Genomic DNA, 26,124 nt, shown 5'->3' with positions numbered 1-26,124 from the left:
TCAAAAACTTTCAATACCTTCACTAAAACAAGAAGTAGCGCTGAGCCATCGGCAGCACTTCCGCTGGTTCACACACTAGCAACTCACCGTCCGCACGGACCTGATAAGTTTGAGAATCCACCTCGATGTTGGGTTGCCAATCATTGAGCTTCATATCCGCTTTACTGATAGTTCGACACTGCTTGGCGACACCAATCAAACTGCCCAGACCAAGCTGAGAAGCGATATCTGCGTCCGCGGCTGCTTGCGATACGAACAACATTGATGTGTTTTGCGATGCCTTGCCATAGCTGCCAAACATGGAGCGGTAATGCACAGGCTGTGGTGTGGGGATCGATGCATTGGGATCGCCCATTGGCGCCATCGCGATCATGCCACCTTTCAGCACAACACTCGGTTTTACGCCAAAGAAAGCGGGTTTCCAGAGCACTAAATCGGCCAACTTCCCGACTTCAATCGAGCCGACTTCATGTGCCATGCCATGAGTAATCGCTGGGTTGATGGTGTACTTGGCGACATAACGCTTGAGACGGAAATTATCGCTATAGCTAGAGTCCTGTTTGAGGCTACCGCGCTGCACTTTCATCTTGTGGGCGGTTTGCCAAGTGCGGGTAATTACCTCACCGACACGCCCCATCGCTTGCGAGTCAGAGGCAATCATGGAAAACGCGCCTAGGTCATGAAGGATGTCTTCTGCGGCGATGGTTTCGCGTCTAATACGTGACTCAGCAAAAGCCACATCTTCTGCAATCGATGGTGATAAGTGGTGGCACACCATCAACATGTCGAGATGTTCATCGACTGTGTTAACCGTGTATGGTCTCGTTGGGTTCGTAGAGGATGGCAGTACATTGGATTCACCAGCCGCTTTGATAATATCTGGAGCGTGCCCCCCGCCTGCACCTTCGGTGTGGTAGGTGTGAATGACGCGGTCGCCAATAGCGCCCAGTGTCGATTCAACAAAACCAGATTCGTTGAGCGTATCGGTATGAATCGCGACCTGCACATCCATTTCATCAGCAACGGTTAAACAGGTATCAATGGAAGCCGGTGTCGTACCCCAATCTTCATGCAGTTTGAGACCTACCGCCCCTGCCGCTATCTGTTCACGCAATGCCTCGGGTTGGCTGGCATTACCTTTGCCAAGCAAACCAAAGTTCATGGGAAATTGATCCAAAGATTCAAGCATGCGGTGCATGTTCCAAGGACCCGGTGTACACGTTGTCGCATTGGTGCCCGTATTTGGTCCCGTGCCACCACCAATCATCGTTGTGACGCCAGATGCCAACGCTTCTTCAATTTGTTGCGGGCAAATAAAGTGAATGTGGGAGTCAATGCCACCAGCGGTCAGTATTGAACCTTCACCCGCTAACACTTCGGTACCGGGACCAACAATGATATCAACACCCGGTTGTATGTCCGGGTTTCCCGCTTTGCCTAGTGCTTGAATACGCCCATTTTTTACTGCGACGTCTGCTTTAATAATGCCCCAGTAATCAAGAATCAATGCGTTGGTAATAACAAGGTCTGGTGTTTCCGCGCTTGGACGCTGACTTTGTCCCATCCCGTCACGAATGACCTTACCACCACCAAATTTAACTTCGTCACCATAAACGGTCAGATCTTTCTCAACTTCTAACCAAAGTTCTGTATCGGCCAAGCGAACTCGATCCCCTACCGTGGGACCAAACATCTCGGCGTATGCCTGTCTGGATATCTTCGCCATTTTTCTTCCTTGTTGTTTTTAATTTGGCGTTTTGTTTGCGATGCGACATAGCTATCGCATCACTTGTCTACGTCTGTTTCAAACGTCAAAGCGTTCCCATAACCTTACCTTGGAAGCCGTAGACTTCGCGTTTACCTGCAAACGACACCAGTTCCACGGTGCGAGACTGTCCTGGTTCGAAACGTGTTGCGGTACCTGCTGGAATGTTCAAACGGAATCCGCGAGTGAGTTCTCGGTCAAAGTTCAAGGCGTTATTGACCTCGAAGAAGTGGTAATGCGATCCAATTTGCACTGGGCGATCACCGAGATTTTCTACCTTCACAGACACTGTTTCCCTACCAACATTGAGTTCAATATCGCCTTTGGCGGTTTCAACCTGCCCTGGTACAAAGCCCGTGTATTGTTTTGATGAACCTGCCATGTCACCTCCTAATTCTGTTAAACGCGTTTTTAAACATCAGTTTTTTAAAGAGAGTTTTAAACAATAGGTTCATGGACAGTCACCAATTTGGTACCGTCTGGAAAAGTGGCTTCAACTTGAACATCGGGGATCATAGAGGGCACGCCGTCCATGACATCTTCGGTGGTGAGCAATGTGCGGCCAAAATCCATGAGTTCCGAAACGGTCTTGCCTTCTCTAGCACCCTCTAAAATGGCGCTAGAGATCAAAGCAACGGATTCTGGGTAATTCAGTTTTAAGCCTTTGTCTTTACGCTGCTTGGCGAGCATGCCAGCGCAAAAGATCAGAAGTTTGTCCTTCTCTCTTGGGGTCAATTCCATTGATAAGCCTTATTGTCGATTCTATTTGTTAGTTCAGGTTGCCCAAATCCTAGGTGGGTAAGGACATTCGCCCGTCCAATGCTCTCTCGCCGCCTGCCAAACTTGTTGGAAGCAATCTAAGATCACTTCGCTCCAGTTACCTAACGCACGAATTACAAGCAAATTTTCTAACTGGCTCGCAGCGATAACCACTGCACCTTTTTTGTTGTCTTGCTGCATGTTAATGAGCAAGCTCTGTACCAACTGGCAAAAATCATCGTCATCAATTGAAATATACAAGGTTCCCATCATTTGGTAGCCAAGTAGTCCTTTATTTTTCAGAAGGTTATCTTGCCCTCTAACATTCAACCCTTCTGTCAAAAGTCGCTTTCCATCAAGGTAAATCTCTGTTTTCCCTACCAAATGTCCAGAGCTAAATCCCTCATTTAGTGCAGGACGACCAAAACAGTGCATCTCCCAGCCCAAAAATTGTGCACCGGTTTCTAAATGCACCTCGGTATCCATACGTACATGAGCATCCGGGAAAAAGATGTTTTCTTGAGGCAGCCATTCAAGCCGAGAATCCTTCTCAACCTTAAGGATCTGACGCTGTTTAGCGTACTTGGTCTCTGAGCGATAGAACTTGGTGGCACCGGGCGTCGTAATAAGCACCTGCGCTCCACGCTCTGCTATCGCCTTGATCTGTAATGTATCACCGCCAACCACGCCACCCGGTGGATGGAGTAGATAGGTATGACATGGACTCCCCTCGGGATAGAGCGGCCGCTGAATGGCGAGCGGCCCTTTTTGTGAACGGTGCTTAAGCACTGTTTTGTCACCTCGGTTAACAAAACCAAGATCGAGTGTCGCTTTCCAGCCAAACTCGGTCTGTGCATCAATAACCTGTCCAAGGCCTAGATGCGGCTCAACATGTGTTTGTGCAGTTGCCGTCATACCGTCAAATACTCCTTAATTAGTCCATCATTCAGTGCCGACATTTCCCCTTCAGCGACTTGGCGACCTCGGTCGAGAATGCAGAATTGATCACCCACTTTTCTCGCAAAGGGAAGTTTCTGCTCCACCAATAACACCGTCAGACCCAGCTTCTCATTGAGCATTCGAATGATGTCACCTATTTCCTGAACAATGTTTGGCTGAATGCCTTCGGTTGGCTCATCGAGAATCAACAGTTTCGGGTTCACCACCAGCGCACGGCCAATCGCCAATTGCTGCTGCTGACCACCCGATAAATCACCGCCACGGCGATGAAGCATCTCTTTTAGTACAGGGAACAGGTCGAAAATAAACTCTGGGATCTTACGGTCGCCCTTATCACGAATCGGAAGACCCACTTCTAGATTCTCCTGCACCGTTAGCATTGGGAAAATCTGCCTGCCTTGAGGCACATAGCCGATGCCCATTCGTGGGCGTGACTCAGCATCGTGCTTCAACAAGGACTCACCATGGAGCTGAATGTCGCCACTCTTGACTTTTACCAACCCCATAATGCACTGAAGTAGTGTGGTTTTTCCGACACCATTACGTCCCATAAGCACGGTACATTTACCTTCAGGAATCGACATATCTAGATCCCACAAGGTGTGGCTTTCACCATAAAACTGATTAAGTGATTGAATCTGTAACATGCTATTCCCCTAGATAAACCTGTTTAACTTCCGGATGAGACTGAACCTGATCCATGGTTCCCTCAGCCAGTACATGCCCTTGGTGTAGCACGGTGACATGGCTTGCGATAGAACGAACAAAGTCCATGTCGTGCTCAACCACCACCACTGAATGTTTACCGGCGAGCGAGTTAAGCAGCTCTGAGGTTCTGTCCATTTCTTGGTGCGTCATCCCTGCCACCGGCTCATCGACCAGTAGTAGCTTGGGGTTTTGCATCAGTAGCATGCCGATCTCAAGCCACTGCTTTTGTCCGTGAGAAAGGTTCCCTGCATTTAGAGCGGCGTTGTCTTTTAAGTGGATAAGCTCAAGTACCGATTCCAACTTGTCTTGCTGCTCACCAGACAGAGAAGCGGTGTAAGTTCCCCACACACCACGAACGCCCGACATGGCAAGCTCTAAGTTCTGCCAAACCGTCAGACATTCAATCACAGTCGGTTTTTGAAACTTGCGGCCAACCCCTGCGTTGGCAATGTCAGATTCATTCATCTTGAGCAAGTTGATGTTTGAACCGAGCCAAACCTCGCCCGTGTCGGGTTTGGTTTTTCCGGTAATGATGTCCATCATGGTGGTTTTGCCTGCGCCATTAGGCCCAATGATGCAGCGCAGTTCCCCTTCCTTGATATAGAGGTTTAAGTCATTAATCGCTTTAAAGCCATCAAAGCTCTTATTCACACCTTCTACATACAAAAGAATATTGTGGCGAGTGTCGACAAGCGGGTGTTGCTCGGGCTTTAAAAATGAGAACACTTCATCGCGTTTGGTGATCTCTTGTACCGAGGTTTTGAACTGCTGGGCTCTGTGTAACGCCGTCATACTGTTACCTCCTTGTCAGACTCCTGAGCGGGCGTAGATCGCTTCTTCATTAAAGCTATTTTGTCTGAAATAAAACCAATCAAACCTTTCGGGAAGTACATGGTCGACAAAACGAACAGCCCCCCGAGGGCAAAGAGCCACACTTCAGGAAACTCAACGGTAAACCAGCTCTTGGCGTAGTTGATAACCAGCGCACCGACAATGGCCCCAAACAAAGTGGCTCGACCACCCAGCGCCACCCACACGACTATTTCAATAGAGTTGAGTGGAGCAAATTCACCTGGGTTGATGATGCCAACTTGAGGAACATAAAGCGCACCCGCGATACCAGCGATGATCGCTGATAGGACGAATATCCATAGCTTGATGCCATCGACGTCATACCCCATGAAGCGCGTTCTCGACTCCGTATCGCGGATTGCCATAGAAACGCGCCCAAGGCGACTACCGATCACTGTTCGGCAAACAATGTAGCTGACAACGAGTGCAATCCCCGTTACCACGAACAGAGCAATTTTGGTGGAATCCTGCTGCAGACTAAACCCTAGGATATCTTTGAAATCGGTCAGGCCATTATTGCCGCCAAAACCCATTTCATTGCGGAAAAACGCCAACATCAAAGCATAGGTCAGAGCCTGAGTCATAATGGAGAGATAAACCCCAGAAACGCGAGAGCGAAACGCCAGATAACCGAACACGTACGCCAATACCCCGGGCACAAGCACAACCATCAGGCAAGCAAACCAAAACTGGTCAAAACCGTGCCAAAACCAAGGAAGTTCTTGCCAATTTAGGAACACCATAAAGTCAGGCAATATCGGGTTGCCATACACTCCCCTATCGCCAATCTGGCGCATCAAGTACATCCCCATGGCATAACCACCAAGCGCAAAGAAGGCGCCATGCCCTAAACTGAGGATCCCGAGATAACCCCAAACCAAATCGACCGCCAAAGCCAGCATGGCATAGCTCAGATACTTGCCCATCAGTGAAATAGTAAACGTCTCAACGTGAAGCGGATGACCCGATGGCAATAGTGTGTTCGCTAGCGGAATCAAAATAACGGCGGCTAAGATAGCTAAGATTGTCAGCTGTCCGCCTTTATCACCACGCATTGCCGCGAGTACAAACGACTTAGACGCAGAGCCTGTCGGCTGTCCAGAAGATTGAATTGTTGATTGCATATATTTTCCTTAACCTTCTGCCGCACGACCACGTTGTGGGAAGAGTCCACGAGGGCGTTTTTGAATGAACAAGATGATGAATACCAATACCAAAATCTTGGCAAGAACGGCACCTGCCCATGGTTCAAGGATCTTGTTAAATAGGCCAAGGCTCAGTCCCGCAACTAAGGTTCCCCATAGATTTCCAACCCCACCAAACACCACCACCATAAAGGAGTCTATGATGTAGGCTTGTCCCATGTTCGGCCCTACGTTGGTAAGCTGAGATAGCGCCACACCAGCGACACCTGCAACACCCGAGCCCAGTCCAAACGTCATGGCATCGACTCGCTCGGAGCGAATACCCATCGCTCGTGCCATCGCTCTGTTTTGAGACACTGCGCGAACCTGAAGGCCGAGCGGTGTTTTCTTTAACACCATCACCAAGCCCACAAACACCATGATGCAGAACAGAATGATGTATAAGCGGTTATAAGTCAGAGACAACATTGGGTTGATATTCAAAGCACCAGACATCCAGTCTGGCGTGCTCACAGAACGGTTAAGAGGAGAGAAAATAGAACGAACCGCTTGCTGCAAGATCAAGCTGATACCAAATGTTGCCAGTAAGGTTTCTAAAGGTCGGCCATAGAGGTGACGGATGACACTGCGCTCTATCGCAATGCCGACCAAACCAGAGACAACAAACGCCATCGGAATTGAAAGGATAAGCGCCATGCCGATATTGTTTGGCATAAGCTGCTGCATCACATACGTGGTGTACGCACCAATCATAATAAGCTCGCCGTGAGCCATGTTGATAACGCCCATCACACCAAAGGTAATGGCAAGACCGATGCCTGCCAGTACTAGTACTGAACCTAGACTCAAACCAAAAAAGACGGTTTCGACACCTGAGTAGAACTTCTGACTCTGCTGATAGCTATCAAGCGCACGCTCGGCAGCAGCAACGACAAGCTCGTCTTTTTCTTTGTCGATAACCTGATTGAAGGTCTGCAAGACAACCGATTGTTTGTAACCAGATAGGGTTTCTATCGCAGTGATTTTGTCTGTGTTCGTGTCCCCTGTTAGCGATTGGTCAATCGCCAGTGCCAAGTTAAGAATGTTGAGCACATCAGCATCGTGCTCAATCTCTTTTCTTTGCTTCAGCTTCGCCATAACGGCGTCATCCGTTTTGCCTAAAAAGGCGGTTACCGCACTTAAACGAATCGAAGGTTCGGAGTTCGACAAACCAAGCGATGCGATTTCTAGGCGAATCATGCCGCGTAATTTGTTGTTTACTCGAACTTTCTTAAACTGACGAGAGGATTCGATGGCCAACGTCGTATCATCCCAAGCGCTTTTTGCAGTGGGAGACTTTTTGATGTTGCCTGAAATGTACAAAGCCTGAAACTGCTCACTCTTTTTGTCTTTGACATAATAGAGGTCACCTTCAAGCCAAGCGGTTAATACCGATTTTGCGACTGCTGTAGATTCATTCTCAACAATCCAAGTCATTGCTGACTCTTTTAGAGGGTTGTTTTTTCCGATGAGTGCTTGGGCAAACGTCTCCCTGTCACTTACGCTAGCCAACGCGAAGTGCGTACTCAAAACAAAGAACACCACGACTTTCAATATCTGAATTATGGTTTTCATGAAATGCGTCCTTGTGGCTGCCAGAGCCTGACGGAACTCCAGCAGAAATAAAAAGGTGCCTCAGCCCTTTAAGGAAGGAGCGGGAGAGGCACCGAATGACGAGGATTTATTGTGCGCTACCTGAACACTTGCCTGTCTCTACGTTGAATGCGCCACATGAGAATGGCTTCGCCCAGCTTGAGTACAGCTTGGCCGATTCCGGTAGGTAGTTAGACCAAGCATCACCCGCGACTAGACCCGTCGTCTCCCAAACAACGTCAAACTGACCATCGTCTTGGATTTCGCCAATCAGAACCGGCTTTGTAATGTGGTGGTTTGGTAGCATGGTTGAGTAACCACCTGATAAGTTTGGTACCGACACACCGATCAGAGCGTCTTGTACTTTTTCCGCATCTGTCGTACCGGCGTTCGTCACGGCTTGCGTCCACATATTGAAGCCGATGTAGTGCGCTTCCATTGGATCGTTAGTCACACGTTTTTCGCTAGCAATGAACTTCTGCCACGTTTCAACGAATTCTTCGTTTGCATCGGTATCCACGCTCATGAAGTAGTTCCATGCAGCTAAGTGACCCACCAACGCGGAAGTATCCATTCCAGAGAGCTCTTCTTCACCAACCGAGAATGCTACAACAGGGATGTCTTCAGATGAGACGCCTTGCGCGCCTAACTCTTTGTAAAATGGTACGTTTGCGTCACCGTTGATGGTTGATACAACCGCTGTTTTCTTGCCTTCTGAGCCAAACTTCTTGATGTCAGAAACAATCGACTGCCAGTCAGAATGACCAAACGGCGTATAGCTAATCATGATGTCTGATTCGCTCACCCCTTTTGATTTCAGGTAAGATTCTAAGATCTTATTGGTAGTGCGCGGATAAACGTAATCCGTACCAGCTAACACCCAACGTTCTACTTCCAATTCATCCGTTAGGTAGTCAACCGCAGGAACGGCTTGTTGGTTTGGCGCAGCGCCGGTGTAAAACACATTCTTCGATGACTCTTCACCCTCATACTGCACTGGGTAGAAAAGAATGCTGTTTAACTCTTCAAACACAGGAAGCATCGATTTGCGAGATACCGACGTCCAACCACCGAATACCACATCAACCTTCTCTTTCTCGATCAGTTCACGTGCTTTCTCGGCAAATAGAGGCCAGTTTGACGCAGGGTCTACCACAACGGCTTCAAGCTTTTTGCCCAATAGGCCGCCTTTCTTATTTTGCTCTTCCACCAACATCAAAATGGTATCTTTCAGTGTCGTTTCACTGATTGCCATCGTACCTGACAGTGAGTGTAGAACGCCGACTTTGATCGTTTCTTCTTCAGCCACAGCCATGCCTGATGCAAAAGCCAGTGACGCACCCATCGCTGCAAGCTTTAATTTGAACGTCATGTTCATGTTGGATATCTCCTTGTTATGAATAGTTATTCAAATCTATTACTTCAAGAAGAGTGCCAATTTGGACAACATTGTTAATAGCGACATAACATTCTGAAAATATTCTAGTTTTATTTTTTGCGCACAACTTGGATACGGTTAGTTCAATTTGGTGCGCTGCATATTGGTGCAATTACAGTTCAAATTTCACCAGATTAGAGAAATCACTCGCATAAGCACCAATTTAATGCAATCGAGTTAATAACTTGGCACTCTTATGAGCGCGAGACACTGGAAGTTATGCGAGGTAACTCTCACTACATAAAGAGTAATTCGTTGCATATTGTGATCAAAATCAGTAGCTTGAAAAATAAGCAACCAGGGAGAACGCTATGGAGCCACCGTCGTATCGCTACTTTGTTAAAAACATCCTACTACTAGGGATTCCAATTGCACTGCAAAGCTTGTTGATGAGCAGTTTAGGTTTTGTCGACAGTTTAATGATCAGTCAATTAGGTACAGAGGAAGTCGCGGCGGCGGGCATTGGCGCTCGCATTTTTTGGGTTTCTATTGTCTTGGTTTGGGGGCTGGGCTCCGGTATGGGGATCTTGTTAGCCCAATACTGGGGTGCGAACGATGAAAAAGGCCTTAAGCGCTATCTCGCGCTGGGTACAGGAGTCACTCAAGGACTTGCCTTTTTTTGCTTCGTACTCTGCTTTTTCATGCCGACCTTATTGCCGAGTTTGTTCAATCCAAGCGAAACTGTACTGGCACTCGCCAGTGACTATGTTCAACTTCTTGGCATTGCCATGTGTCTATCTGGGCTTGGTATCGCCGCTGACACGGCGCTGCGCTCAATAGGACAGACCCGTATAAACCTATATGTGTCGATATTAGAAGTCGCCCTCAATGTGGTTTTGAATTACATTCTGATATTCGGCTACTTAGGTTTGCCCGCAATGGGTCTTATTGGTGCAGGGATCGGCAGCGTTATCGCTCGTTCAATACGCCTAATCGTAATACTGGTTATCATCTATCGCTACTTTCCAGTTCTGGCATTGCGTTGGCAAAACGTTGTCGAGGCTTGTGAACGAAGCATGGTGAGTAAGTTCGTCACCATTACATACCCGATAATGGTCGGTACGGTGATTTGGTGCGCCGGTATCTTTACATTCAACATCATTCTTGGTCGCATGGGACAAACCGAACTCGCAACGATGGCGGTGATTACGCCACTAGAGTCCGTTGGTCTTGCCTTAGGTCTCGGCCTATCTAATGCTACCGGTATCATTATTGGCAACAGCTTAGGCGCGAATCAATTTAAGCACAGTACACAATATGCCAGGTGGGCGCTTCAATCTGCCTTTATTGTGGGCGCGTTACTTGGGGGCATTTTATTAGTCGCGCAAAGTGCCCTTTTATCTCTCTATGGCGCGTTATCTGATGACGTCACAGAACTCATGATTATGAGCTTCCCTGTTATGGCGCTCAGCATTATGTTGCGAACCATCAACATCACTTTAATCGTTGGTGTACTGAGAAGCGGTGGGGACAGTAAATTTTGCATGAACATGGACTTTGTTTGCCAGTGGATGTGGGCAGTTCCTGTGACCGCTATGGGTGCTATCGTGTTTGAATTGCCTTTTACTACTGTACTGCTTTTGATGACATCGGAAGAAATTATTAAGGTGCTGCCCGCGGCATGGCGAGTCTACAGTGATAAATGGGTGAACAATTTAACAGAAAACACAGAGCGCTCGGCAGCCTAACCGAGCGCCGTTTTAAGTCGAAGCTGCTAGCCAATTTCAAATGACGTAACACCGTAAGTTCTATCTAAGGAAAGTGCCGGTGGTTGTTTGGTGTACATTCGTGCGGTTTCGAAACAAGGCGTCATATTATGCGAGCTTGCCAGGGTAACGGCAGGCTCGTTCACTTCTGGCACATCTAAAAAGACTGGCTTGCCAGCGTCTACACTAGAGACCAACGCTGCATACAACTCATTGGCAATATGCTCACTATCTGCAAACAGTGGTGCGATTTTATAGCCCGTACGGCAATCTCTGATTACCCCAGCACCAAGCACCTTACCCTCTTTCACATAGACCAGAGACATACACTGCATTTGACTAAACCAAGCATGGTTAAATTCCCTTCTAGCCACTGGGAAGAAACCATTTAGATAATCTTCAACCTGATAAAAGTCGACACTGGTTGCTTTCACTATCGCGTTACTATCAAAGGTAAGCTGGGCACTGCGCCCCTCATAACGAATATTTCGATGAGACAACATAAATCCGGATCGCTTGTAGTTTTCTTGTTGATCCACAACGCCATCCAAAGCGACATTGCAGCCCTCTAAATAAGCCATTCCTTGATTCCATATTTGGATGCCGTAGCCCTGTCCACGATACTTAGGTTTGACTATGTAGAAACCCAAAAAACCAAAGGTCGCGTCATACTTTACAACCGAGATGCAACCAATGGGCTCCCCATCGAGTTCACCAACCAAAAAACCATGAGGATCCGCCATGTGATAGTGCTGTGCATCGTTTAGTCCTGGATTCCATCCCTCTTGTGCTGCCCACTCAACCGCGGTGGAAACTTCATCTAACGTCATGGTTCTAATACGAAATCCTTTCATAAACTTCCCTTTCCCTACATATTCTTCAACACCGTTTGCTAGTAAACTAGTGGCCTAAAAACCGATAAACAAGACTAGATTTGGGCTTACACTGTTCTCATGCTAGTTTTTGTGAGTCACTACCAAAAAGAAGCAACAACATGAATCCTTTTCCCAATTGGCTTCAAGGCCAAGTCATAAAAGATACAATCACTAACCCTAATATTCAGGTCGGCGATCACTCCTACTATTCAGGTTTTTATCACGGAAAAAACTTCGAAGAGTGTGCCGTGCGCTATCTGCTTGGCGATCCACCGACTCGAGAAGTATGGGAAAGCGGTCTCTATCCTAATATCGATAAGCTCTACATTGGTAAGTTTTGCTCTATCGCATCAGGCGCGACCTTTATGATGGCTGGCAACCAAGGCCACCGAATGGACTGGATATCGACGTTTCCTTTTCCGAGTGAGACCTTTGGCGACAAAGTTCAAGATGGCTTTCTTCCCTCCGGAGACACTGTTATCGGCAACGATGTCTGGATTGGTTCTGAAGCGATGATAATGCCCGGGGTAACAATTGGCGACGGAGCGATTATTGGTGCACGTTCGGTGATCACCAAAGACGTCGCGCCTTACACTGTGGTGGTCGGTCATAACACCGTCATTAAAAAGCGCTTTACCGAGCAAGAAATCCATAAGCTTTCACAAATGAAATGGTGGGATTGGCCTCTAGCATCGTTGAAAGAGGCTATGGATATCATGTGCAGTCCTGATATTAATGCCTTGTTTGAGTTTTACCAAAGTAGTGATGCGCTCACAGGCGGCAAGTTGAGTAATTCGCCCCGCAAATAGTTACAGAACAACCCATTCAGCCCCCATCAAATCACGACTCGTTCATGACAAAGTACTAACCCACAAACACCCACGAAACGGAACAATGGCTCAAAGTTTTCAATTGAGCCATTTATGACTTACAAATCTTTGTTTTCCACACTCATTATCTGCACCGTGCTTGGAACCAGCCCTGCTTTTGCAGACCCTTGGCACAAGTTTATCGACAAACCTTGGAAAGAACATAAACACAAACATAAAAAGAAAGAAGTTCATGTCGTTCATCACTATCCAAAACACCGCCTACCTAAAGATGCCATTTTATTGGCCATCGCAGGCGTAACATACGCGCTCATCGATGGACATTATTACCAGCAGAGAAAAGAGAAATATGTGTTTGTCGAAAAGCCGCCAAAGCGTCGCTATCGACCGGGTAAAGTGATTAGACAGCTTCCTGAAGGGGCTACGGCAGTCAATAAACGTGGCCAACAGTACTTTGTATCGAGAGGGAATTGGTTCTTGTCCATTGGAAATGGCAAGTATGTGGTGGTAGAACCGTAGAAAAGTTAGAAGCGGTTTAGGCGATACTCACATGTGCTGCTTTAGCGAGTATCGCTCCTTTCAAATCCTTGAAAAGCTGGTTACATCACCCAAGTTAGGCTTAGTAACAAAATCACAGCTGAAGTAGCAAGGTACATTGCAACGATAGTTGCAATTTCAGCCACAGTAGACGTCGACGACTTAGATGCGCTCTCTACTTTGTTTGATTTTTCAGTGTCCAATGTTGATAGCAGTGCTGAGTTCATTGTTCTCACCCTAGTGTAATAACATTTCAAAAGACAGCACGAATTCTACTCATTTTGTGAGCAAGGTCAAATATTTTAAGTAAGTTAGTTACGAAATTTTATATTGGTTTCGGATTAGTTTTATTTATCTAAATGCAGTGTCTAAGAATAGGCTTGCTCAGCAGCTTTTATAAATCCTTGCTGCGCATTTGCCATAATAGGGTTGCCATGTGCAGGCAATAGCACGCTGTAATCAAGTCTTGCTTTCTCCATCAACTCATCTTTTTCGGGTTTCGCGAGCTCTAGCCAACCTGGGCCAAAATTGCTCGGCGCAATAAAACCCATTCGCTTCATCATGATTTTGGCAAACCAGTTAAAGTACTTATCAGGCTTAGGCCAGTTCTGCATGCTGTCTCCCGCCAGCAATATGCCGTCTTCTCGCTCGAGCAATATCAAGCCTTCTTTAGGATGACTGGTTGCAAACTCATGATAAGAAGCACCTTTAATCGGAAGTTCACTGCCAGGCTTTAATATCCGATCTGCTCGGTAATATTCTTCCTTAGAAGACTTAGCGAAGCCACGTACATACGGAGCCTCTACAGACCAAAGCGTGGCTTTAAACGTCTCTTTGTAAAATGGGTCATCAAAACCATGGAATGCAGCTAGACGCACCACATGAGTGACATCACCAAGTTCATCTAGTTGTGCGATACCTTTTTCGTTCAATCGCACAGAGTTCACCAAAATCAGCTCACCACCCTGCTTAATCACCATCATATTGCGACTAAACGTCATTTTGAACGGACCATATTTAGGATGAGGCGCTTTCATCTCCACCGAGCCTGTCACCATATAGATGTCATTGATGATGTGATGCAGTTCGCCATGAGGCAGTGGTTCTGGGTAGATCATAGCCGCTCCTATGCATGAAGGTTGCTGATTTTGATGGTTTCTATTTACATCATGCTTGAGTCTAGACGGACTATGTAGTTGTAGCCATTATCAGAGGGAAATCGCCTATACTTTAAAGACAACAAGCGCATCAAATCCTTGAATAGGAGGATGGTATGAAACGTTTGTGGCTTCTACTTATCACACTAACCCTGTTTGCTGGTCAGGCGCTAGCAAACACCGTTTGGATTTTACCTGTCAACGGGGCGATTGGACCGGCAAACAGTGACTATCTATCACGTGAAATAGAACTGGCTCATACGCAGAGTGTAAGTCTTATTATCCTGAAAATGGACACCCCAGGCGGTTTGGACAGTGCCATGCGAGATATTGTCCACGCCATTACCGCTTCCAATATCCCTATCGCGACTTGGGTTGGACCTGCTGGGTCACGTGCAGCCAGTGCTGGCACGTATATTTTGCTCGCCAGCCATATTGCTGCGATGGCCGAAGGCACCAACCTTGGCGCCGCCACTCCTGTTGCTTTGGGCGGGAGTAAGTCACCAACATCTCCGGCAGGAGAAGATGATGATAAAGAACCTGTCAACGACGATAACAACTCACAGCAAGTTCCCGCTAAAACCGCATCAGAGAAAAAGGTCATTAATGATGCGAAAGCCTATATCAAAGGTCTTGCTAGGCTCCATGGTCGAAATGCTGAGTGGGCTCAAAAAGCGGTAACCGAAGCTGCCAGTCTCGATGCCACTGACGCGTTAGAACTCAATGTCATTGATTACTTGGTCAATTCCCCTGAAGAGTTGATCAACGCCATCAATGGGAAAACCATCACTGTCGCCAACCAAAATGTGACACCGTCAATTGAAGTTCCCATTTTTGTTGAACGCATACCTGATTGGCGCGCAGAGATGCTGGCCGTTATCACTAATCCCAACGTCGCCTATATCTTAATGCTGATTGGTATCTATGGTCTTCTTCTTGAGTTCTATAACCCTGGTATTGGACTTCCTGGCGTGCTTGGTGGTATTTGCTTGTTGCTTGCCATGTACGCACTGCAAATGATGCCTGTGAATTACGCAGGACTTGCTCTTTTGTTGCTTGGAATCGCACTCATGGTGGCGGAAGCATTTAGCCCAAGCTTCGGCATCCTAGGGCTTGGTGGGCTCGTTGCCTTCGTGCTGGGATCGATTTTTCTTATGGATAGTGAGCTGCCCAATTTTCAGGTAGCGCTACCACTCATCATCGGCATAGGCATATTTTCATTGGCGCTCATTCTCCTGGTCGTGGGTTTGTTGCTTCGCATTCGTCGCAAGCACATCACCACGGGTACAGAAACTTTTCCAGGTAAGGTCGCAGTCGTCAGCGATGACTTTGTCGATGGGCATGGGCGAGTTCAATTAAATGGTGCACTTTGGAGCGCAACAACCGATGACAGCGCCAATCCTTTGCGCGGAGACAAAGTCACAATCGTCGATATTCAAGGACTAAAGCTTAAAATCACATCCCATCACCGCCCACACAATTAGGAGGCGCGTATGTTAAGTTACACATTTGGAGTCATTGCCGTTTTATTGATTGCACTGGCGACACAAATTTTCAAAGTACTGCGCGAATATGAGCGTGGCGTAGTGTTCTTTCTTGGTCGATTTCAAGAGGTAAAAGGGCCTGGCCTAATTATCTTGATTCCCTTTATTCAGCAAATGGTGCGTGTCGATTTAAGAACGGTGGTTCTTGATGTGCCGACGCAAGACTTAATTACCCGCGACAATGTATCAGTGCGCGTCAATGCCGTAGTCTATTTCCGCGTCGTTGATCCGCAAATGGCGATCAACAACATCGAAAGTTACAGCGATGCCACTAGCCAACTATCACAAACGACCCTACGCTCTGTGCTAGGTCAACATGAACTGGATGAACTGTTGTCAGAAAGAGAACGTCTTAACAAAGATCTACAAGCCATACTCGATCAGCAAACCGATGACTGGGGCATAAAAATCGCGACTGTTGAAGTGAAACATGTCGACCTAAACGAAAGCATGGTCAGAGCCTTAGCAAGGCAAGCAGAAGCCGAACGTAACCGCCGAGCGAAAATCATTCATGCAACTGGTGAGCTCGAGGCATCGAATAAATTGAAAGAGGCTGCTGAGATCCTGAATCAAGCTCCGAACGCACTGCAACTTAGGTATATGCAAACACTCACCGAAATAACCAATGACAAGACCTCCACTATTGTATTTCCACTACCAATCAACTTAGCGGAAACGGTATCAGACATCGCTCAAGCAATCCAAAAAGACAAACCTGGCGATAGCTGAGCTCAGTACACCACATAAAAAAATACCACCCTTGGAGAAGTCCAAGGGTGGTATTTTCAATGCTCTAAATAGTGTTCGAAACGTCTTTACGCTTCTGCGGCTTCTGGCATCTCTGCTTTATCTAGCAAAATGTTCTTCACCGGGTTGGCATAGCTATCCAGCAAATATTGGTGTGCGCCCTCTGGCAGCACATCAAACTTCTCTTTTAGCGTTGTGCGCGTTGCTTCAGTAATGGTGTCATCTTCCAAACCAGCAGCCAACTTGTTAATTGGGAACAAAGTGTAGTTTGCATGGATTTGGCGGTCGATCTCTTGCGCCAATGCGTCTGGTGTTTCAAAGTCTTGATCAATCACATCACCAAACACCACGTTTACGCGGTCTTTGCGGCCAACAATGCCTTGCACGATGCTTTCGATATCTTCAAACTCACCTTTTTGATAGTTGCCATGCGTCGCTTTTTCATAAAGTTCTTTTGCTTTAGCAATATCACAAGGGTCGTTTTCGTAAGAGACCGACACTGGGACAATTTTTAACGAACGAATGTACTCTGCGAATGCCACTTTTTGCTTGCGACCTTCAACATGGAACATCTTAAGAATCGCAGGGTCAGTGAAATCGTTGCCATCTTTTGCACGACCTTCTTTCTGAGCAATCCAGATTGAGTTTCCAGTATCCAGTGAGTGCTTAATGTACGAAGACAACGTGCCCAAAGCTCTCATCATCTCACGTGGGCCTTTAAGCGAGCGCTTAACGATAAAGCTCTTGTTGAGGCGCATAAGCTCAGTTGCACAGGGCTTTTTAAGTAAATTATCACCAATAGCAATACGCACGGTTCTGTGGTTGTTTTGGTGTAGGCCGTAGTTAACAAGCGCCGGATCCATCGCGATATCACGGTGATTCGACACAAATAGGTAAGAGGTATTTTTATCTAGCTTATCAAGACCTTGATAAGTCACACCTTGTGTTGTTGCGTTTAGCGTTTGCTCTAGATACTTTTTCACTTCTAGCTGGATCGCTTCTACGCTATCAAGCTTAGCCCACTTGAATTTTAGGTACACTTTAACCAATGGGCTCATCAGCGCTTTAAACCAAGGCGCATGATTAGAAAAACGGTGCTGCAAAATAGCATCAATAAATTCAGCGTCGTTGATCAGTCGATCAATCGCGGCTGGGATTTCGTCATCATTGTAAGGACGAATATCAATATAAGGATCTGTCTGTGTTGTCATGTTTGTTACATCAAATTAAAAGCTGCCATATTCTACGCCCTGTGACTAAAGACCGCAGCCCTATTACGTCTATTTTTGTTAAGGTCAGACCACAGTTTTAGCATCTTGTTCACTAACAACCACATAAAAGTGTGATCTTTAGTTGGCATTCCCCCCTTCAGGGGGTAACCTACGCGCAGATCCACAGCTTAAGACCACCATGAATCACGCAATCGACTTTCAATCAAACAGTTACGACTTTGTCACCATCACCGCACGTAAAAAAACGCTGCATAACCAGCTAATTCGTGTCGAGGAAGGTCAAGTGATAGTCAGACTGGGTAAAAACGAATATCTATACCAAGCTGGCGAACTCTTTTGGCTGCCGTTTGACTGCCTAACAAGCTTGACAATACTACCGCATACCAAGCTTAGTACGGTGAAGTTTTCAATTCGTTTGCGCGATAAGTTTCCGGGACAAGCCGGCCATATCAAAACCACACCACTAACGAGTGCGATTCTAGATAGACTCACCACCGCATCAAGTGACGTGATTAAAAACGATCTGTTGCAAGTCCTACGCCATGAAGTTGCTGCGATGTCACCTGCACTCACTCTAGACAGCACCAGTGAAAACATCTCGCGCTGGACACCGGGTTCAAATACCGTATCTGGTGAATTGGCATTAGTGCTTCTTGTTCGTGAAGCTCGCAAGCTTAAACTGTCTGGTAAAAAACCAGAGGCGATTTGTGAGCAGTTGTTCGCTGGTAATCAAGCACAGTTCCAGCAGCTTACCCAAAACCTGCTGGGTACTGAACTATAGGTGACACCCTTTCGGGTAAATGTTCTCACCACATGCAACAAAGCGAGCCTAGGCTCGCTTTGTTATTATTCTGCTTAGCTCTATTTAATGAGTGCAGGTGACCAAAACGCTCTAAAATGGCACTTCAACTTGCATCATCATGTCGCCTTGGTAATCCTGATGCCAACGATAATCAAGACGCAACCTAGGCTCTTTGCCTTTTTCGCCAAATCCAACACCAAAGTGCAGACCCTGCGCCATTAACCACTCTTGCATCGACATTTCATCTTTACGACGAGCAATTTCATCGGGTGCCCAGAGACCAATACCAACAAAGCTATTGTCGATGTTTCCGGTTAACACAGGTTCAGATTCTTGAGTTAACAACCATTGATCCCAGTAGGAGTCTTGCAAAGTGTTAGTTGGCGTTTCAGGTTCAATAAGACCACCAAGTGTCACAACTTGGTTGCCGATGTAGCTAAACGGCTTGGTGATTAGCGAGCAAAAAGACTCTTCCTCCGTCGCTTTAATAACGACAGACTTACTCGAATTACTCTCACAAAATGCATACGCAAGAGGGCTACTGACGGCCACTGCTAAAGCAATACAAATCCATGTTGCTTTCATTTTTTATAAATTATCCATTTTAGTTATATGGTCAATATAGCTTATGGGCGACCAAATGTTTAGCGACACTTACTGTCGTTAAGTGATCTACATTCAAACCTTGGGACAAACTGTAACGGATAGTAGTAGAGCGAACTTTCACTTTCTCGGGACAGGCTAGTAATGACCAACGCTCAACAATTTGCTGAGCGTTATAAAATTTTTCGAAGCTAAATAGGTTGTCAGGCCCCAGAACAAAAGTCAGCTCGGCATCAGGGTAATGCAGCTCAAGGGCTTCTAGCACTGCAAATGTGGTCACTGAGCTATTTGGCTGATACAAGTGCTCTTCGATATCTGAGCGCTCGACATTACTTTGGGCTAGATCGTCGATAAACATATCAACCAGCTGGCAGCGAATGCTGTAATCCAACATACTTTTGCCCCAAGCGTGAGAGATACTCGGCACCAGCAGTACCTTGTCAAAATGGCTCAGTGATTGAATCACGCTCTTATGGCCAAGGCTCGGTGGGTTAAAGGCGCTGCCAAATATCGCTATTTTTGTCATATGTATCTCAATAAATCGTATCTATGCATAGATTGGCCACCACTGTAACTTTTTTTCAGCGATGTTCGTAGGTATCATACAAGAAATCATTTTTGCTTGCAGGAAAAGGGATCCCACATGGAACAACTTATTCGAGACGAGATGCGCGTGCTTCCGTCTATCGACCCACAATTTGAAATTGAACGCCGTGTTGCATTTATTAAGAGTAAATTGCAACAGTCTGGATGCAAATCCATCGTTCTCGGTATCAGTGGGGGTGTGGACTCAACAACTTGTGGCCGTTTGGCACAATTGGCAGTTAACGAGCTTAACCAAGCGAGCGACAGCAACGACTACCAATTCATCGCAGTGCGCCTACCTTACGGTGAACAAAAAGACGAAGACGAAGCACAGCTAGCGCTCTCTTTCATCGAACCAACCCACTCTGTATCCGTTGACATCAAAGCTGGTGTGGATGGTCTTCATGCTGCATCACACGTTGCACTAGAAGGCACTGGCCTGCTACCAACAGACGCGGCGAAAGTCGATTTTGTTAAAGGTAACGTAAAAGCGCGTGCACGCATGGTCGCTCAGTACGAAATCGCTGGTTACGTGGGTGGTTTAGTGCTTGGTACTGACCACTCAGCAGAAAACATCACTGGTTTCTACACTAAGTTTGGTGATGGAGCATGTGATTTGGCACCGCTATTTGGTCTTAGCAAACGTCAAGTTCGTGAAGTAGCAGCCACCCTTGGTGCGCCAGCATTACTTGTTAAGAAAACACCAACCGCGGATCTTGAAGAGCTCGATCCACAAAAAGCCGATGAAGATGCGCTAAACCTAACGTACGATCAGATTGATGACTTCTTAGAGGGCAAGCCAGTTTCTCAAGACGTTTCAGACAAGTTGGTTGCTATTTACAAAGCAACACAACACAAACGTGAAGCGATCCCGACAATCTACGACTAATCCGCTTCTTACAAATACCAAAAGCCAGCAAAAAAATTGCTGGCTTTTTTCTAGCTTGTGATTTACTTCGCTGAAATCAAATCTTGCCACCGGTCAACTTTTAATCACTCCTAACTTGTGCCATTGTTATAAGAGCACAGGTGATAACACGCCTTCGCGCGCATCAACCCACTTGTGCACATGCCCAAGCTAAAACTATTGTTCATCGAATAAAAAGGGGTTGCTATGTTAGGCGAAGATCACTCTCTTCTTAAGGAATTTCCAGAACATCAAGATACCATTTTAGCGCTGACACAAAGCGATCAAGGCTTTGCTGCAGATACTAAAAACTACAATGCTCTGGATAAAGAAATTCGTGTGTTGGAACTCAACGGTTCACCTATCGAAGATACCGAGATGCATCAACTAAAACATGATAGAGCCGTTTTAAAAGACTCGTTGCATCAACGTATAGTGAGTGCTTCAAAATAAGCATGTAAATCAAAGCCGGTGCCAGTTGGACACTGGCACCCACAATCATCCGTTAACTAACAATCTCCACATCCGTTCTCGGCACTGAACAACACGCTAACACCTTACCTTCCGCAATTTCTGATTCTTGAATAGCAGGTACATCGGGTTGATGAACCAAGCCTGATTCCACCGTCACCTTGCATGCGCCGCAAAAGCCTGCGCGACAAGTATGCGTAATCGATAATCCTGCATCTTCAGCTTGTTCCAGTAGTGTTTTCTGGTTATCACCTTCAAATACGTTGCCATCGATACTGATTTGAACTGCCTTAACGCTGTCTTCCGTCGCCGTAGCTACACCAAAGGCTTCTTGATGATAATGATCTTCCGCTAACCCCTTCTTCAGCATCAGGTTTTTAGCCTTTTGCATGAAGCCATCAGGGCCGCACACAAACACCTGCCTTGCTGTGAGATCTGGGATTTGTTTTAGGTGGGATAAACTAAAGCGCCCTTTTAAGCCTTGCCAATCATCATTGGATTGAGTCAAAGACAGCATCACGGTGAAATTCTCGTGCTTCGCTTCTAGCGACTTGAGCTCCTCGGCAAACGGAATATCATCAACGGTTGAACATTGATGAAAGAACACCACATTGTTAACGGCATCTCTGTCTGACAAATCACGAAGCATCGACATCATAGGTGTCACACCACTACCTGCAGAGAGGAGTAGCAATGGCTCGTGGTCTGCATTCGCCATATGGAAGCTGCCATTGGGTTTATCTGCAATCAGAGTATCACCCACTTGGAAGTGTTCAAATAGCCAGTTAGACACACTGCCACCATCGATACGTTTGACTGAGACAGCCAAACGCCCCGGACGAGATGGGCTCGATGATAAAGTGTATAGGCGCTTTACAACTTGACCATCAAGATTAAGCTCAATTGGAAGGTGTTGCCCAGCTTTGTAATCAGGCATTGCGCCTTTTTGAGGCTCTAGCCAAAAGGTTTCAAAGTTACGAGCAACGCGTTCGCGCTCAACACAAACAAACTCTTGTTTCTGAGCGTCCAGATCGTCATAAACTTCTTTCTCTTTGTATTCAAGAACTTCAATTTCATCACCAGTGCGGATCATGCCTTCATTTTTGGCGACCAAGTTCTGGCCAAAGAAAACGCCACCTCTTTCATTTGCACGGAAGCGCGAGAAGGTATTCAGCGGCTCTTTGCTCTCGCGGAACTTCCCTTTCTCCACATCAACTGTCGTCAAAATACAGCGCTCGCAGGGCTTTACTGCTTCGAACTCAACTTCACCGATTTTGATGCGCTTCCATGAGTCTTCAATAAATGGTTCATCCGAACCGACCACTAAGTTAGTTCGAAACTGCTCCATTGAATGCGTTTCGCTACTGCGGCGATTAAGTTCATCTAAAGAACCCTGACTAATAATAAGCAGCGGATAACCATCGGCAAAACTCACATTGTGTCCCAACTTTTCGCGCACGCGATTCGATTGCTCGCCCGTAAACAGCAGCTCAACGCGCTGGTCGAGCACCTGGCTAAACCAATCATCCGCTTCGTCCGTTGTGGTGTAAGCAGCAAAGTTGTCTTTCCAAACCGTCGCTGGCGTCTGTTGTAACTTAAAACTACTGTATTCAAGTTTTAGCGGCGCCATGCCTGGGTAAGTGAAAATGATCCCTGTCGGCAATAGGCTCGATGACACTTTTACCATGTTTGGGTATTTACGAGCGGTGACCATAGCACCATCGGAAAGCGCGACCATAAATCGACGATCAAAGCATAAGCCTTGCTTTTCGACCCAAGAAGAAGAAAGAGAAATGCCGCCAACGGATTTAACGGGATAGATATTGATTTGGGAAAGCAGAGGAGATTTTGACACGACTGAGCCCTTTTATTGTTGTCTTCCTTATTTTGTAGTCAATGGTAACGTCTTTTTTCCCTTAGTCCCAGAAACATAGTGAAATCTTACTCGTTTTCCTCTATCATCCTGTCGCCTAAACGTAAGCGATTGCATTCACATTTTTCGCGACTGTTTAGGCTCCGTTTCAAGAAGAATCTAACTTGGTGGGAGCCCAAATGACTACATTGACTATTACTCGTCCTGACGACTGGCACGTACACCTTCGTGACGGCGACGTTCTTAAAGATACTGTTCGCGATATCAGCCGCTACAACGGTCGCGCACTGATCATGCCAAACACCATCCCACCTGTCACAGACACAGAAATGGCGCTAGCATACAAAGCGCGCATTATGGCTGAGCAGCCTTCTGAGCAGTTTGAACCTCTAATGGCGCTGTACTTAACTGACAACACCACACCAGACGAAATCCGCAAAGCGAAAGAATCTGGCGCAGTTGTGGCAGCAAAACTGTACCCAGCGGGTGCAACCACAAACTCCGATTCTGGCGTAACGTCTGCTAAAAACATCTACCACGTGTTAGAAGCGATGGAAGAAGTGGGTATGCTACTGCTTGTTCACGGTGAAGTGACCACTCACGACGTCGATATCTTCGACCGTGAGAAAGAGTTCCTAGACACAGTTCTCGCTCCTATCGTGAATGACTTCCCGAACCTTAAGATTGTTCTAGAGCACATCACTACAGCAGATGCTGCAAACTTTGTGAAAAACGCTAACGACAACGTTGCTGCGACCATCACCGCTCACCACCTTCTATACAACCGCAACCACATGCTGGTTGGCGGTATCAAGCCACACTTCTACTGCCTACCAATCCTTAAGCGCGGCACCCACCAGCAAGCGCTTATCGAAGCGGCAACCAGTGGCAGCAAGAAGTTCTTCCTAGGTACAGACTCTGCACCACACGCAAAAGGCAAGAAAGAAGCGGCTTGTGGTTGTGCAGGTTCATACACAGCACACGCAGCGGTTGAGCTTTATGCAGAAGTGTTTGAGCAAGAAGGCAAGCTAGAGAACCTAGAAGGTTTTGCAAGCCAAAACGGCCCTGACTTCTACGGTCTACCTCGCAACACGGACACCATCACGCTTGAGAAAGAAGAATGGAACGTGCCAGAAACCATGCCATTTGGTAGCGACATTGTTGTGCCAATCCGTGGCGGCGAAACAGTAAGCTGGAAAGTTAAATAAGCGTTAAAAAACGCGCACTAGCACTGGATATGTAAGGCTCCCTAATGAATAATGGGAGCCTTATTTTTTCAAGCCCAACTGAGATTGCTGTTCATGTCCCAAGAAGTTGTTATCGTCACGCCCTGCCGCGCCGCCTGTAAAAACGATGGTGGGATCTGCAGCGGATGCCATCGAACCATGGATGAACTTTCTGAATGGCGTTTTATGGATAACGAGCAACGCCAAGACAAGGTAGATCAACTCTCTGGGGAGCAATCCACGCACCAATGCCAGCAGTGTGGTGAGCCCGCCTATTGTGATATCTCAGCTGGAAAATCATCTTGCTGGTGTTTCGAGATAGAGAAACGTGACACCTCAAGTTTGCAAAAATCCGCGACCTGTTTGTGTCGTAAGTGTTTGAGTAAGTTACCGCTGAAATAACCACTCAAGATCCATCGAGCACCACACGATTAAAGTCAATCCAGCCTGCCGTGCCCTCACACATTTTCAACGCCTTTGCGCTGATATCAAACCGTATCCGTGTACTTAATTGATGTACCCTTCTTAGGTTGTTGCAAACATGTTAAAGATTAAATAGAGTAAAAGCCCAATACAAAAAGGATAATAACAAATGAAAACATTGCTTGAAGGTTTTCCGGTCATCACAGAAATCCCCGTCGCTTGGGGGGAAATGGACGCCCTAAATCATGTCAACAACGCGGTATACTTCCGCTATTTTGAAACCGCTCGCCTCGACTATTTCCGCCACATCAGTTTGATGGAAGATATGGCCGTCACCAATGTTGGCCCAGTACTCGGGGACACCTACTGCCGCTACAAACTGCCTGTCACTTATCCAGATACCCTACTTGTAGGCTCTCGCATTACCGATGTCAAAGAAGACAGGTTCACCATGGAGTACAGCATTGTCAGTCACAAGCTTGGTAAAGTTACAACGACGGGCACCGCAACCATAGTAATGTTTGACTTCAATACCAATAAGAAAGGGCTGATTTCTGAGAAACTAATGAAGGCGATTGAACAGACGCGAAATGAGTGTGCGGGCTAAATATTAAGTTAAAAAGACGCCGTTTGTATTTCGACATAGCGAAACATATTCATCCGAAGTAACAAGGTTCATTGGCTGTTGGAGGTATGTTTAACGCGTCTTTCTTCCATCTCTTGGGAGTAGGTATTTGCTTTTACTCCGTAGATAATCTGAATGTGGTGCTCATCAAGTATCACCACACCATGCGCTCCATGATTCTTCAGTGCCTTTTTATCGACAATGGATGTATCTTCCAGAGTCAGTCGGAGTCTCGTCGCACACGCACCGGTTTCGACTAGATTGTTAATCCCGCCAATGGCCTTCATGACTGTGTCGACATCTTGTTCAAAGTGGGGGTTAACTTGGGTTAGTGCTTTTAGTATTCGCTTAATAGTTTGAAGCATCGTCAGTAGCTCGGATGGTTAACGGCTCTAAATTATACCAGTCTTAGGTGTTTAGCTATCAAGAAACCAATCCCAGCTCGTCTATGGACATTAGCAGCACATTAGCCGAATTTGTCGTCATTCCGCACTCGATGCGGAGTCTACTGAACGCGCACACCTAGAGTTAAAAATTGGTTATCGGTGATTTTTATTCCCTAACAGGGGTAACTCATATTTGGACAAAAATGTGTTAGCTGGGAACTGTTACTCCAAGTTATGAAAAGTACAGGTCGTATTTACGATAAAACTGAACATCGAATGACAACAGGTATTCCTTGGCGAAATCTACCCTCTAAGTTCGGAGAGTGGAGTACCGTT

General features: G+C 46.6%; 28 protein-coding genes and 1 pseudogene. 12 read left to right on the top strand and 17 right to left on the bottom strand.

Translation table 11 applies throughout. The features are described from left to right. Positions 1–22 precede the first annotated feature (22 nt). From ureC to urtA, 9 genes are all read right to left on the bottom strand, one after another. Positions 23–1,726, bottom strand: a complete 1,704-nt coding sequence (ureC, locus tag ACVA6Q_RS03120) for an urease subunit alpha (protein ID WP_418642864.1) — start codon at positions 1,724–1,726, stop codon at positions 23–25. Between the two features lie 85 nt (positions 1,727–1,811). Further along, the gene (locus ACVA6Q_RS03115) at positions 1,812–2,147 is read right to left on the bottom strand and encodes an urease subunit beta (RefSeq protein ID WP_446646480.1); all 336 of its coding nucleotides are present in this window, start codon (positions 2,145–2,147) and stop codon (positions 1,812–1,814) included. 56 nt (positions 2,148–2,203) lie between these two features. Further along, positions 2,204–2,506, bottom strand: a complete 303-nt coding sequence (gene ureA / locus ACVA6Q_RS03110) for an urease subunit gamma (RefSeq protein ID WP_353499606.1) — start codon at positions 2,504–2,506, stop codon at positions 2,204–2,206. Between the two features lie 33 nt (positions 2,507–2,539). Beyond that, positions 2,540–3,439, bottom strand: a complete 900-nt coding sequence (locus ACVA6Q_RS03105; protein WP_446646479.1) for an urease accessory protein UreD — start codon at positions 3,437–3,439, stop codon at positions 2,540–2,542. Continuing rightward, a complete protein-coding gene (gene urtE / locus ACVA6Q_RS03100; protein ID WP_112462443.1) occupies positions 3,436–4,131 on the bottom strand; it encodes an urea ABC transporter ATP-binding subunit UrtE in 696 nt (231 codons plus the stop codon). Before urtE ends, ACVA6Q_RS03105 begins: the two co-directional genes overlap by 4 nt. Before the next feature lies 1 nt (position 4,132). Continuing rightward, positions 4,133–4,984 (bottom strand): urea ABC transporter ATP-binding protein UrtD, encoded by an 852-nt coding sequence (gene urtD, locus ACVA6Q_RS03095; protein WP_446646478.1) that lies wholly within the window; start codon positions 4,982–4,984, stop codon positions 4,133–4,135. Beyond that, positions 4,981–6,168: an urea ABC transporter permease subunit UrtC gene (gene urtC, locus ACVA6Q_RS03090; RefSeq protein WP_446646477.1), complete on the bottom strand. Its 1,188-nt coding sequence runs from the start codon at positions 6,166–6,168 to the stop codon at positions 4,981–4,983. Before urtC ends, urtD begins: the two co-directional genes overlap by 4 nt. Before the next feature lie 9 nt (positions 6,169–6,177). Continuing rightward, a complete protein-coding gene (gene urtB / locus ACVA6Q_RS03085) occupies positions 6,178–7,803 on the bottom strand; it encodes an urea ABC transporter permease subunit UrtB (protein ID WP_446646476.1) in 1,626 nt (541 codons plus the stop codon). A 106-nt stretch (positions 7,804–7,909) separates the two neighbouring features. Further along, entirely contained in the window at positions 7,910–9,199 is a 1,290-nt protein-coding gene (gene urtA, locus ACVA6Q_RS03080) for an urea ABC transporter substrate-binding protein (protein ID WP_429760534.1), read from the bottom strand. A gap of 371 nt (positions 9,200–9,570) precedes the next feature. On the opposite strand from urtA, the gene ACVA6Q_RS03075 reads away from it, so the two are divergent. Then, positions 9,571–10,947 (top strand): MATE family efflux transporter, encoded by a 1,377-nt coding sequence (locus ACVA6Q_RS03075; protein WP_446646475.1) that lies wholly within the window; start codon positions 9,571–9,573, stop codon positions 10,945–10,947. 26 nt (positions 10,948–10,973) lie between these two features. Here ACVA6Q_RS03075 and ACVA6Q_RS03070 read toward each other — a convergent pair whose 3' ends face one another. Next, a complete protein-coding gene (locus ACVA6Q_RS03070) occupies positions 10,974–11,819 on the bottom strand; it encodes a GNAT family N-acetyltransferase (RefSeq protein WP_446646474.1) in 846 nt (281 codons plus the stop codon). 140 nt (positions 11,820–11,959) lie between these two features. Here ACVA6Q_RS03070 and ACVA6Q_RS03065 point away from each other — a divergent pair, with 140 nt between their 5' ends. Both ACVA6Q_RS03065 and ACVA6Q_RS03060 read left to right on the top strand, forming a co-directional pair. Further along, complete coding sequence (locus ACVA6Q_RS03065; RefSeq protein ID WP_446646473.1) at positions 11,960–12,649, top strand: CatB-related O-acetyltransferase; 690 nt, start codon at positions 11,960–11,962, stop codon at positions 12,647–12,649. 114 nt (positions 12,650–12,763) lie between these two features. Further along, a complete protein-coding gene (locus ACVA6Q_RS03060) occupies positions 12,764–13,189 on the top strand; it encodes a DUF6515 family protein (protein WP_446646472.1) in 426 nt (141 codons plus the stop codon). 80 nt (positions 13,190–13,269) lie between these two features. On the opposite strand, the gene ACVA6Q_RS03055 is transcribed toward ACVA6Q_RS03060, so the two are convergent. Together ACVA6Q_RS03055 and ACVA6Q_RS03050 are read right to left on the bottom strand one after the other, a co-directional pair. Beyond that, the gene (locus ACVA6Q_RS03055; RefSeq protein ID WP_353499616.1) at positions 13,270–13,434 is read right to left on the bottom strand and encodes a hypothetical protein; all 165 of its coding nucleotides are present in this window, start codon (positions 13,432–13,434) and stop codon (positions 13,270–13,272) included. A 141-nt stretch (positions 13,435–13,575) separates the two neighbouring features. Continuing rightward, a complete protein-coding gene (locus ACVA6Q_RS03050) occupies positions 13,576–14,325 on the bottom strand; it encodes a hypothetical protein (RefSeq protein ID WP_446646471.1) in 750 nt (249 codons plus the stop codon). Between the two features lie 155 nt (positions 14,326–14,480). Between ACVA6Q_RS03050 and ACVA6Q_RS03045 the strand changes: the two genes are divergently transcribed. After that, complete coding sequence (locus tag ACVA6Q_RS03045) at positions 14,481–15,848, top strand: NfeD family protein (protein WP_446646470.1); 1,368 nt, start codon at positions 14,481–14,483, stop codon at positions 15,846–15,848. Between the two features lie 9 nt (positions 15,849–15,857). After that, the gene (locus tag ACVA6Q_RS03040) at positions 15,858–16,637 is read left to right on the top strand and encodes a slipin family protein (protein ID WP_446646469.1); all 780 of its coding nucleotides are present in this window, start codon (positions 15,858–15,860) and stop codon (positions 16,635–16,637) included. 86 nt (positions 16,638–16,723) lie between these two features. On the opposite strand, the gene ACVA6Q_RS03035 is transcribed toward ACVA6Q_RS03040, so the two are convergent. Then, entirely contained in the window at positions 16,724–17,866 is a 1,143-nt protein-coding gene (locus ACVA6Q_RS03035) for a 1-acyl-sn-glycerol-3-phosphate acyltransferase (protein ID WP_418642857.1), read from the bottom strand. A gap of 199 nt (positions 17,867–18,065) precedes the next feature. Here ACVA6Q_RS03035 and ACVA6Q_RS03030 point away from each other — a divergent pair, with 199 nt between their 5' ends. Continuing rightward, a complete protein-coding gene (locus ACVA6Q_RS03030) occupies positions 18,066–18,668 on the top strand; it encodes an AraC family transcriptional regulator (protein WP_446646468.1) in 603 nt (200 codons plus the stop codon). 111 nt (positions 18,669–18,779) lie between these two features. On the opposite strand, the gene ACVA6Q_RS03025 is transcribed toward ACVA6Q_RS03030, so the two are convergent. Both ACVA6Q_RS03025 and ACVA6Q_RS03020 read right to left on the bottom strand, forming a co-directional pair. Further along, positions 18,780–19,274 (bottom strand): hypothetical protein, encoded by a 495-nt coding sequence (locus ACVA6Q_RS03025; RefSeq protein WP_353499622.1) that lies wholly within the window; start codon positions 19,272–19,274, stop codon positions 18,780–18,782. Between the two features lie 31 nt (positions 19,275–19,305). Then, a complete protein-coding gene (locus tag ACVA6Q_RS03020) occupies positions 19,306–19,818 on the bottom strand; it encodes a nicotinate-nicotinamide nucleotide adenylyltransferase (RefSeq protein ID WP_446646467.1) in 513 nt (170 codons plus the stop codon). 117 nt (positions 19,819–19,935) lie between these two features. On the opposite strand from ACVA6Q_RS03020, the gene nadE reads away from it, so the two are divergent. Continuing rightward, a complete protein-coding gene (gene nadE, locus ACVA6Q_RS03015; protein ID WP_446646466.1) occupies positions 19,936–20,766 on the top strand; it encodes an ammonia-dependent NAD(+) synthetase in 831 nt (276 codons plus the stop codon). Positions 20,767–20,991: 225 nt separating this feature from the next. Further along, complete coding sequence (locus tag ACVA6Q_RS03010; RefSeq protein ID WP_112462432.1) at positions 20,992–21,237, top strand: YdcH family protein; 246 nt, start codon at positions 20,992–20,994, stop codon at positions 21,235–21,237. Between the two features lie 52 nt (positions 21,238–21,289). On the opposite strand, the gene ACVA6Q_RS03005 is transcribed toward ACVA6Q_RS03010, so the two are convergent. After that, the gene (locus ACVA6Q_RS03005; RefSeq protein ID WP_446646465.1) at positions 21,290–23,110 is read right to left on the bottom strand and encodes an MOSC N-terminal beta barrel domain-containing protein; all 1,821 of its coding nucleotides are present in this window, start codon (positions 23,108–23,110) and stop codon (positions 21,290–21,292) included. Between the two features lie 197 nt (positions 23,111–23,307). Here ACVA6Q_RS03005 and pyrC point away from each other — a divergent pair, with 197 nt between their 5' ends. The 3 genes from pyrC to ACVA6Q_RS02990 all read left to right on the top strand — a co-directional run bounded on the left by pyrC (position 23,308) and on the right by ACVA6Q_RS02990 (position 25,384). After that, a complete protein-coding gene (pyrC, locus tag ACVA6Q_RS03000; protein ID WP_446646464.1) occupies positions 23,308–24,336 on the top strand; it encodes a dihydroorotase in 1,029 nt (342 codons plus the stop codon). 111 nt (positions 24,337–24,447) lie between these two features. Continuing rightward, a complete protein-coding gene (locus ACVA6Q_RS02995; RefSeq protein WP_446647172.1) occupies positions 24,448–24,756 on the top strand; it encodes a DUF1289 domain-containing protein in 309 nt (102 codons plus the stop codon). Positions 24,757–24,946: 190 nt separating this feature from the next. After that, positions 24,947–25,384 (top strand): acyl-CoA thioesterase, encoded by a 438-nt coding sequence (locus ACVA6Q_RS02990; protein WP_429760564.1) that lies wholly within the window; start codon positions 24,947–24,949, stop codon positions 25,382–25,384. 68 nt (positions 25,385–25,452) lie between these two features. Here ACVA6Q_RS02990 and ACVA6Q_RS02985 read toward each other — a convergent pair whose 3' ends face one another. Then, entirely contained in the window at positions 25,453–25,767 is a 315-nt protein-coding gene (locus ACVA6Q_RS02985) for a glucose PTS transporter subunit EIIB (RefSeq protein WP_429760566.1), read from the bottom strand. A gap of 255 nt (positions 25,768–26,022) precedes the next feature. On the opposite strand from ACVA6Q_RS02985, the pseudogene ACVA6Q_RS02980 reads away from it, so the two are divergent. Further along, a pseudogene (locus ACVA6Q_RS02980) lies at positions 26,023–26,124 on the top strand (IS5/IS1182 family transposase); the annotation flags it as partial.

This window comes from Vibrio sp. DNB22_10_4 (assembly GCF_052879755.1).
Note: the sequence above shows the minus strand (reverse complement) of the source record. Positions and strands in the feature narration are given on the sequence as shown.

What these genes read in the sequence shown, in the direction of transcription:
- ureC (WP_418642864.1), bottom strand. Translation starts at nt 1,726, where the DNA reads ATGGCGAAGATATCCAGACAGGCATACGCCGAGATGTTTGGTCCCACG.
- ACVA6Q_RS03115 (WP_446646480.1), bottom strand. Translation starts at nt 2,147, where the DNA reads ATGGCAGGTTCATCAAAACAATACACGGGCTTTGTACCAGGGCAGGTT.
- ureA (WP_353499606.1), bottom strand. Translation starts at nt 2,506, where the DNA reads ATGGAATTGACCCCAAGAGAGAAGGACAAACTTCTGATCTTTTGCGCT.
- ACVA6Q_RS03105 (WP_446646479.1), bottom strand. Translation starts at nt 3,439, where the DNA reads ATGACGGCAACTGCACAAACACATGTTGAGCCGCATCTAGGCCTTGGA.
- urtE (WP_112462443.1), bottom strand. Translation starts at nt 4,131, where the DNA reads ATGTTACAGATTCAATCACTTAATCAGTTTTATGGTGAAAGCCACACC.
- urtD (WP_446646478.1), bottom strand. Translation starts at nt 4,984, where the DNA reads ATGACGGCGTTACACAGAGCCCAGCAGTTCAAAACCTCGGTACAAGAG.
- urtC (WP_446646477.1), bottom strand. Translation starts at nt 6,168, where the DNA reads ATGCAATCAACAATTCAATCTTCTGGACAGCCGACAGGCTCTGCGTCT.
- urtB (WP_446646476.1), bottom strand. Translation starts at nt 7,803, where the DNA reads ATGAAAACCATAATTCAGATATTGAAAGTCGTGGTGTTCTTTGTTTTG.
- urtA (WP_429760534.1), bottom strand. Translation starts at nt 9,199, where the DNA reads ATGAACATGACGTTCAAATTAAAGCTTGCAGCGATGGGTGCGTCACTG.
- ACVA6Q_RS03075 (WP_446646475.1), top strand. Translation starts at nt 9,571, where the DNA reads ATGGAGCCACCGTCGTATCGCTACTTTGTTAAAAACATCCTACTACTA.
- ACVA6Q_RS03070 (WP_446646474.1), bottom strand. Translation starts at nt 11,819, where the DNA reads ATGAAAGGATTTCGTATTAGAACCATGACGTTAGATGAAGTTTCCACC.
- ACVA6Q_RS03065 (WP_446646473.1), top strand. Translation starts at nt 11,960, where the DNA reads ATGAATCCTTTTCCCAATTGGCTTCAAGGCCAAGTCATAAAAGATACA.
- ACVA6Q_RS03060 (WP_446646472.1), top strand. Translation starts at nt 12,764, where the DNA reads ATGACTTACAAATCTTTGTTTTCCACACTCATTATCTGCACCGTGCTT.
- ACVA6Q_RS03055 (WP_353499616.1), bottom strand. Translation starts at nt 13,434, where the DNA reads ATGAACTCAGCACTGCTATCAACATTGGACACTGAAAAATCAAACAAA.
- ACVA6Q_RS03050 (WP_446646471.1), bottom strand. Translation starts at nt 14,325, where the DNA reads ATGATCTACCCAGAACCACTGCCTCATGGCGAACTGCATCACATCATC.
- ACVA6Q_RS03045 (WP_446646470.1), top strand. Translation starts at nt 14,481, where the DNA reads ATGAAACGTTTGTGGCTTCTACTTATCACACTAACCCTGTTTGCTGGT.
- ACVA6Q_RS03040 (WP_446646469.1), top strand. Translation starts at nt 15,858, where the DNA reads ATGTTAAGTTACACATTTGGAGTCATTGCCGTTTTATTGATTGCACTG.
- ACVA6Q_RS03035 (WP_418642857.1), bottom strand. Translation starts at nt 17,866, where the DNA reads ATGACAACACAGACAGATCCTTATATTGATATTCGTCCTTACAATGAT.
- ACVA6Q_RS03030 (WP_446646468.1), top strand. Translation starts at nt 18,066, where the DNA reads ATGAATCACGCAATCGACTTTCAATCAAACAGTTACGACTTTGTCACC.
- ACVA6Q_RS03025 (WP_353499622.1), bottom strand. Translation starts at nt 19,274, where the DNA reads ATGAAAGCAACATGGATTTGTATTGCTTTAGCAGTGGCCGTCAGTAGC.
- ACVA6Q_RS03020 (WP_446646467.1), bottom strand. Translation starts at nt 19,818, where the DNA reads ATGACAAAAATAGCGATATTTGGCAGCGCCTTTAACCCACCGAGCCTT.
- nadE (WP_446646466.1), top strand. Translation starts at nt 19,936, where the DNA reads ATGGAACAACTTATTCGAGACGAGATGCGCGTGCTTCCGTCTATCGAC.
- ACVA6Q_RS03010 (WP_112462432.1), top strand. Translation starts at nt 20,992, where the DNA reads ATGTTAGGCGAAGATCACTCTCTTCTTAAGGAATTTCCAGAACATCAA.
- pyrC (WP_446646464.1), top strand. Translation starts at nt 23,308, where the DNA reads ATGACTACATTGACTATTACTCGTCCTGACGACTGGCACGTACACCTT.
- ACVA6Q_RS02990 (WP_429760564.1), top strand. Translation starts at nt 24,947, where the DNA reads ATGAAAACATTGCTTGAAGGTTTTCCGGTCATCACAGAAATCCCCGTC.
- ACVA6Q_RS02985 (WP_429760566.1), bottom strand. Translation starts at nt 25,767, where the DNA reads ATGCTTCAAACTATTAAGCGAATACTAAAAGCACTAACCCAAGTTAAC.